Source organism: Paenibacillus liaoningensis, assembly GCF_059609455.1.
In genome coordinates, this window is record NZ_JCAALU010000041.1 from 1 (window position 1) to 7143 (window position 7143).

Consider the following 7143-nt stretch of genomic DNA (forward strand, 5'->3'; position numbering starts at 1 on the left):
AAGATACGGGGTTACCGGATCGAGCTGGGCGAGGTGGAAGCGCATCTGCTGCAAATCGAAGGGGTAAAAGAAGCGGTGGTGACGGTGATCGCTGGCGAAAGGGAGACGGACACAGCGGAATTGTGCGCGTATGTGACCGGCAGCAGCGAGCTGGGAGCGAAGGAGATGCGCAGCAAGCTGGCAGAGGGACTTCCCTCGTATATGCTCCCATCGCACATCATATCCCTAACCGTGATGCCGCTAACACCTAACGGAAAGCTGGATCGCAAGGCGCTGCCGAAGCCGGAAGTCGGGGCACAGAGCGAAGCGGCGTATGTAGCGCCGCGGACACCAGTGGAAGCGGAAGTCGCGCGGCTGTGGCAGGAGGTGCTGGGGCTTGAGCGCATTGGCATTCGCGACAACTTCTTTGCGCTTGGCGGCCATTCCCTCCGGGCGATGACGCTTGTATCGCGCATGCATCAAGCATTGGAGACCGAGGTGCCGTTAAGAGAGGTATTTCTCTATCCGACCGTTGAAGAGCTGGCAGCAACGCTGGAAATAGCCGACGAGCGCGAATTTGAAGCGCTGGTGCCTGTGAAGGCTCAGGAGGCGTATCCGCTGTCCTCAGCGCAAAAACGCCTGTACGTGCTACAGCAGCTGGAGGGAGCGGAGCTTAGTTACAACATGCCAGTCGCTCTGCGTCTGTCAGGACCGCTGGATCGTCAGCGGCTGGAAAGGGCGCTGCAAGCGCTGGTGGCCCGCCACGAATCGCTGCGGACAGAGTTTGCAGTAGTTGACGGGGAGCCGATGCAGCGTATTGTGGCGTCTGCCGTGTTCACGGTAACTTACGAGGAGGCGACGGAGGAGGAAGCACAGGAGCGCGTTCGCACCTTCCTTCGTCCGTTCGACCTCAGCGAAGCGCCGCTGCTGCGGATGACGGTGGTGCGCGTAGGCGAAGCGAATCATTTGCTATTGTTCGATATGCATCATATTATTTCCGACGGCACGTCGATGAGTATATTTGTGCAGGAGTTTACGAAGCTGTACGGAGGAGAAGAACTGAAGCCGCTGCGTTTGCAGTATAAAGATTATGCGGTCTGGCAGCAAAGCTACCGGGAAAGCGCGGCTTATCAGGAGATGGAGCGCTACTGGCTGGAGCAGTTCGCCGGGGAGCTGCCGGTGCTGAGCCTGCCGCTCGATTATCCGCTTCCGGCGGTGCGCAGCTTCGAGGGAGCACGCGTAGAATTCGAGCTGGACAGCGAGCTGTCAGGAGCGCTGCGGGAGCTGGCCCGTACGAGCGGGGCGACGGTGTATATGGTGCTGCTGGCGGCGTACAGCGCGTTGCTTGGCCGGTTAAGCGGTCAGGAGGAGCTGATCGTCGGCACGCCGATTGCGGGACGTTCGCATGCTGACTTGCAGGGCATGCTGGGGATGTTCGTGAACACGCTGGCGCTGCGGTTAAGCCCGTCGGGTGAAAAACCGTTCTCCGCCTACTTGCAGGAAGTGAAGCAGACGGCGCTAAGCGCCTTTGAACACGGGGACTATCCGTTCGAGGAGCTGGTGGAGCAGGTAGTCAGGCAGCGGGATTTGAGCCGGAATCCGCTTTTTGATGCGATGCTGGTGTTGCAAAACACGGAGCAATCGGAGCTGGAGCTGGCGGATCTGCAATGGACGCCGTACCCAATAGAAAGCGGAGCGGCGAAATTCGATTTGACGCTGTCGGTGAATGAAGAGGAGCAGGGCATGCGTTGCACGCTGGAATATGCGGTGAAGCTGTTTGAGCAGGCCACGATAGAGCGCTGGGTGGGTCATTTTACGGAGCTGCTGCGTCAAGTGACCCGCGATTCGCATACAACGCTTGGAAGCATGGACTTGCTGACGGCAGGTCAGCGGGAGCAGTTGCTGGTGCATTTTAACGATACAGGGGCAGAAGCGCTGCTTGAGCGGCCAACGACGCTGCATGCGCTGTTTGAGGAGCAAGCGGCGAAGACACCGGAACGTGTCGCCGTCGTTTGCGGGGATGAGGCCCTGACCTACCAAGAGTTAAACGAACGGGCAAATCGACTTGCCAGAATGATACAGGGCTACGGTGCAGGGCCAGAACGTATTGTTGCGGTTCAGTGCAGGCGTTCCGTAGAGATGGCCGTCGCCTTGTTCGGGGTGCTTAAGGCAGGCTCTGTTTATCTGCCTCTTTCTTTGGAAGATCCTGTGGAACGTATCCAGTTCCTCTTGAAGAACAGCGGTGCATTGCTATTGCTGTCTGATTCTGTGCAGGAAGCGCCGTGCCCCGTATTGCTATTGGATGACGCCCGCATCGATGCCGAAATGTCTGGAAATCTCTTAAACAATGCAAAGCCCGAAAATTTAGCATATGTCATTTATACATCCGGCACGACAGGCCAGCCTAAAGGCGTTATGGTGGAACATCGCAGCATCGTTCATACGCTTCAATGGAAAGCTGCAACCTACCATTTTGATCAGGGAAAAGTACTTCATGCCAGCCCGTATGTGTTTGATGCATTCATCTCGCACTTCTTCGCACCTCTTATTACAGGAGCAACCGTCGTATTGATTCGAGATGAAGAACTGAAAGATCCGGGGGCCATTGCGAAGGCGTTAGAGGAGCACTCGATTACGCACGCTCAATTTACGACAGGGATGTTTGCAGTCCTGCTGGATATGTTGAAGCCAGCCCAACTAGCAACTATGCGCAGTGTGGTGATTGGTGGTGAGAAGCTCAGCAGGGCGCTCATTGAAAAAATACTGAATTATCCCAAAATTTCATTTGTTAGCGAGTACGGACCGACGGAAAACAGCGTTGTAACAACCGCTTTGCCTATCACTGGTGTCTGGCAGGAACATGGACTTGGCAAAGCGATTGGCAAAACGAAGGTGTATGTACTCGCAGCGGACGGGCAACTCCAGCCGATTGGCGTGCCAGGTGAACTGTGCATAAGCGGAGTCGGTCTAGCCCGAGGATATTGGAATAGAGCGGATCTGACTTTGGAAAAATTTGTGACGAACCCGTTTGAGCCAGGGGAGCGAATGTACCGTACGGGGGACTTGGTTCGCTGGCAGGCGGATGGCTCCTTGGCGTATGTGGGACGCAGGGATGAACAGGTAAAAATTCGCGGTTACCGCATCGAGCTCAGTGAGATTGAAGCGGTGCTGCTGCGGGGGACAGGGGTTCGCGAGGTCATCGTGCAGGCGCTGCCGGATGCGGGGGGCAGCCATCAGCTGTGCGCCTACGTCGTAGGCAGCGAGCTGGAGATTCCGAGGCTGCGCAGCTTGCTGTCGGCTTCCTTGCCCGCCTATATGGTGCCGGCCTCCTTTGTACAGCTGGAGAGCCTGCCGCTCACGGCCAACGGCAAAGTGGACCGTCAGGCGCTGCCGATGCCGGAGGCTCAGGCTTCGCACCTCCCGTATGCTCCGCCTCGCACAGCGATGGAGCACGCGCTGGTGACGGTATGGCAGCAGGTGCTCGGCGTGCCCGAGGTGAGCATCCATGACCATTTCTTTAATCTGGGCGGCGACTCGATCAAAGCGATTCAAGTCGCTTCCCGGCTGCTGCAGGTCGGGTACAAGCTGGAAATGAAGACGTTATTCCGCTATCCGGTGGTGGCGCAGCTAGGCACCCATCTGACGGCGGTTACCCGCACGGCGGAACAAGGAGAAGTACACGGGGCGGTGCCGCTGACGCCGATTCAGCACTGGCTGGTGGAACGCGATCCCGTCGACCTGCATCATTTCAATCAGGCGGTCATGCTGTATCGAGAAGAGCGATTTGACCGCGTGGCGCTGAGCGTGGCGATGCAGCACCTCGCCACCCATCATGACGCGCTGCGGATGACGCTGACGCAGGCCGAGGACGGCAGCTATGTCGCTTGGAACCGGAAGGTGGCGGACGGTGAGCTTTACAGGTTGGACGTTTTCGATTTCCGGGGTGAGCCCGGATGGAGCGAAAAGGTCGAAGCCGCTGCCGCTGAGCTGCAAGGCAGCATTTCGCTAGCGACCGGCCCGCTCATGCGGCTGGGCTTGTTCCAGTGTGAGGATGGGGATCATTTGCTCCTCGTCATTCATCACTGGGTCGTGGACGGGGTATCTTGGCGAATCCTGTTTGAAGATTTTGCGACTGCGTACGAGCAAGCAGTACAAGGGGAAGACATCCGGTTGCCACAGAAAACGGACGCATTCCAGACATGGGCGCAGCAATGGAGCGCTTATGCAGGGAGTCCGGCAATGGAGGCGCAGCATGCGTACTGGAAACGGATCGTAGAGATGGCGGTTCCGCCGCTGCCCAAGGATTACGACTCAGTAGCTTTAGGAGCTTCAGTAGCTTCAGAAACCTCAGTAGCCTCAGGAGCTTTAGGAGCTTCAACGCTAGCAGCTACTAAAACGCTGGCGGTGGAGTGGTCGCAAGTCCAGACGCAGCAACTGCTGAAAGAAGCGCACCGAGCTTACGGAACGGAAATCAATGATTTGCTGCTAACTGCTCTGGCGATGGCGGTTCAGGCGTGGAGCGGTATGACGCGTGTGGGGATCATGCTGGAAGGGCATGGCAGAGAAACGATCCTCCCGGATGTGGATGTCAGCCGGACGGTCGGCTGGTTCACGAGCGCGTACCCGGTGGTGCTGGAGATGAAGCCGGAGATGACCTTGTCGCAGCAAATCAAGCGAGTGAAGGAAACGCTGCGAGCGATTCCGGACAAAGGGGTCGGCTACGGCCTCCTGCGGTATGGGTCCAAGCAGGTGGAAGGGGAGGACTGGTCGTGTGACCCCGACATTTCCTTCAATTACTTGGGCCAGTTTGATCAGGATTTGGAGCGCAGCGCGCTTGAGCTATCCCCGCTCTCCTCGGGAGAGGCGATCAGCAGTAGAAGGCAACGAGCCGCGGTGTTGGAATGCAACGGGATGATCGCGGAGGGAACGTTGCGCCTGACCGTTAGCTACAGCGCTGCGCAGTACCGTCCAGCGACGGTGGAGCAATTCGCGCAGCGGTTAAAGCAGAGCTTGGAGGCGGTGATCGCGCATTGTATGGCTCAGGAGCGGACGGAACTGACGCCAAGCGATGTGGGGCTGCCTGATCTGACACAGGAAGAGCTGGATGCATTGGTGCAGCGGAGCGCCGCCATCGGAGAGATGGAGGAGGTGTACGCGCTGACGCCGATGCAGCAGGGCATGTTATTCCACAGCCGCCTGGAGCCGCAAGCGGGGGCTTATGTGAACCAGATGCAGCTGACGCTGCAAGGCGAATTGGATGTGGCAGCGTTTGAACGAAGCTGGCAAACGATCGTTCAGCGGCATGCGGTGCTGCGGACGAGCATCGACAGCGGGTGGAGAAAAGAACCGCTGCAAATCGTGTACCGCCACCGGCCGTTCCAGCTCGCGTATGCCGATCTGTCGCTGAAACCCGCCAGCGAGCAGGAAGCTGGCGTGGCGCAGTGGCGGACGGCGGACCGGAGGCAAGGCTTTGATGTGGAAGCGGAGAGCCTGATGCGAGTGGCGTTGTTCCGCACAGGGGAGCATACGCACGAGCTGGTCTGGAGCTTCCATCATATTGTGATGGACGGCTGGTGCTTGCCGCTGGTGATGGAGGAAGTGCTGCGCACTTACAGCGCCTATAGCGCCCACAGGATCACGGGTCGCGAAGAGGCGAAGCAGCAACAGGGGCAGCGGGAGCAAGAGCAGGAGCAGCCAAAAGGTCCGGCGTACAGCGCCTATATCCGCTGGCTGTCGGAGCAGGACGAGGCGTCGGCGCTGCGCTACTGGAAGGAACGGCTGGCGGGCTGTGAAGCACAGGCGGTGTTCCCGAAACGCCAGCGCCAGACGTTAGGCTATGAAGCGAGGCGTGTGAGCGGAGTCGTGCCTCGGGAGCAAAGTGAGCGAATCGCGGCGGCGGCCAAAGCGCATGGCGTAACGATGAACACGCTGCTGCAAACGGCATGGGGATTGTTACTGCACCGCTACAGCGGCAGCCGGGATGTGGTGTTTGGCGGGGTGGTGTCGGGCCGACCTGCCGACCTTCCAGGCGTGGAAAGCATGATCGGACTGTTCATCAACACGCTGCCCGTCCGGGTCGCGTGCGAGGGTCAGGATACGGCGGCGGATGTGCTGCGGCGGATGCAGGCGGACGCGCTGGCTGCGCAAGCCTATGGCTACTATCCGCTGCATGAGATCCAGGCGCATTGCACCGGAACGAGAGAGCTGTTTGACCATATTTTAGTGTTCGAGAATTATCCGATGCCGACGAGCTCGGAAGCCTCCCTGGATGCGAGCGGACTGGTGATTGCCAGCGTGCAGGCGGACGAACAAACGAATTATGACCTGAATGTGATGATTCAGCCTGGAGAAGAACTGGTCGTACATTTCGACTATAACGGACAGGTATATGAACAAGGGGCTATGGAGCGGGTGCAGGGTCACTGGCTGCAACTGGTGGAACAGATCGTGAGCCAGCCGAACGTGCCGGTCACGCAGTTGGAGCTGCTGACGGCAGAGCAGCGGGAGCAGCTGCTGGTGCACTTTAACGCTACGGAGCTGGAGCTCCCTGAGAACGCGACGGTGCATGGGCTATTCGAGCAACAGGCTGCCCGAACGCCGGGGCATCCGGCGCTGGTGAGTGGACTGGCCGTGTGGACGTACGGCGAGCTGGACGGGCAAGCCAACCGCATCGCGGGCTGGCTGCGCGCGCAGGGCGTGAGCAGCGAAGACCGTGTCGGTGTGCTGCTGTCCCGTTCGCCTTGGCTGATCGCCGGTCTGCTGGGGATTATGAAAGCCGGTGCGGCCTATGTGCCACTGGATCCGGCGCTGCCAGCCGGCCGCATCGAAGGGATGGTCCGAGATGCCGGAATCCGCATTCTCTTAAGCGAAGAAGCCCAGCGGGAAACGGTGGCGGGCTGGGTAGAAACCCCGCTGCGTCAGGTGCTGTGTCTGGAGGAGCATGCCTCAGACGGACAACAGAAGGAATATGCCTCAGATAGTTTACAGCAGGAGGAGCAAGCTTCGCAGGTGAGGTTTGCCTCCGTGGAGGAACTGAACGCTTATTCCTCGGCGTCAACGAAGGTGGAGACCCGGGCTGAGGGCAGCGCGTATGTGATCTACACCTCCGGGACGACCGGCACGCCGAAAGGGGTGGTGGTGGAGCATCGAAACGTCGTCAACTTT

At 59.0% G+C, this 7143-nt stretch carries 1 protein-coding gene; it reads left to right on the forward strand.

What is annotated here, in order from left to right; all coding sequences use genetic code 11:
• Positions 1-7143 (forward strand): amino acid adenylation domain-containing protein (locus AC6B99_RS33135; protein WP_496665157.1); only part of this gene is annotated, 7143 nt, incomplete at both ends.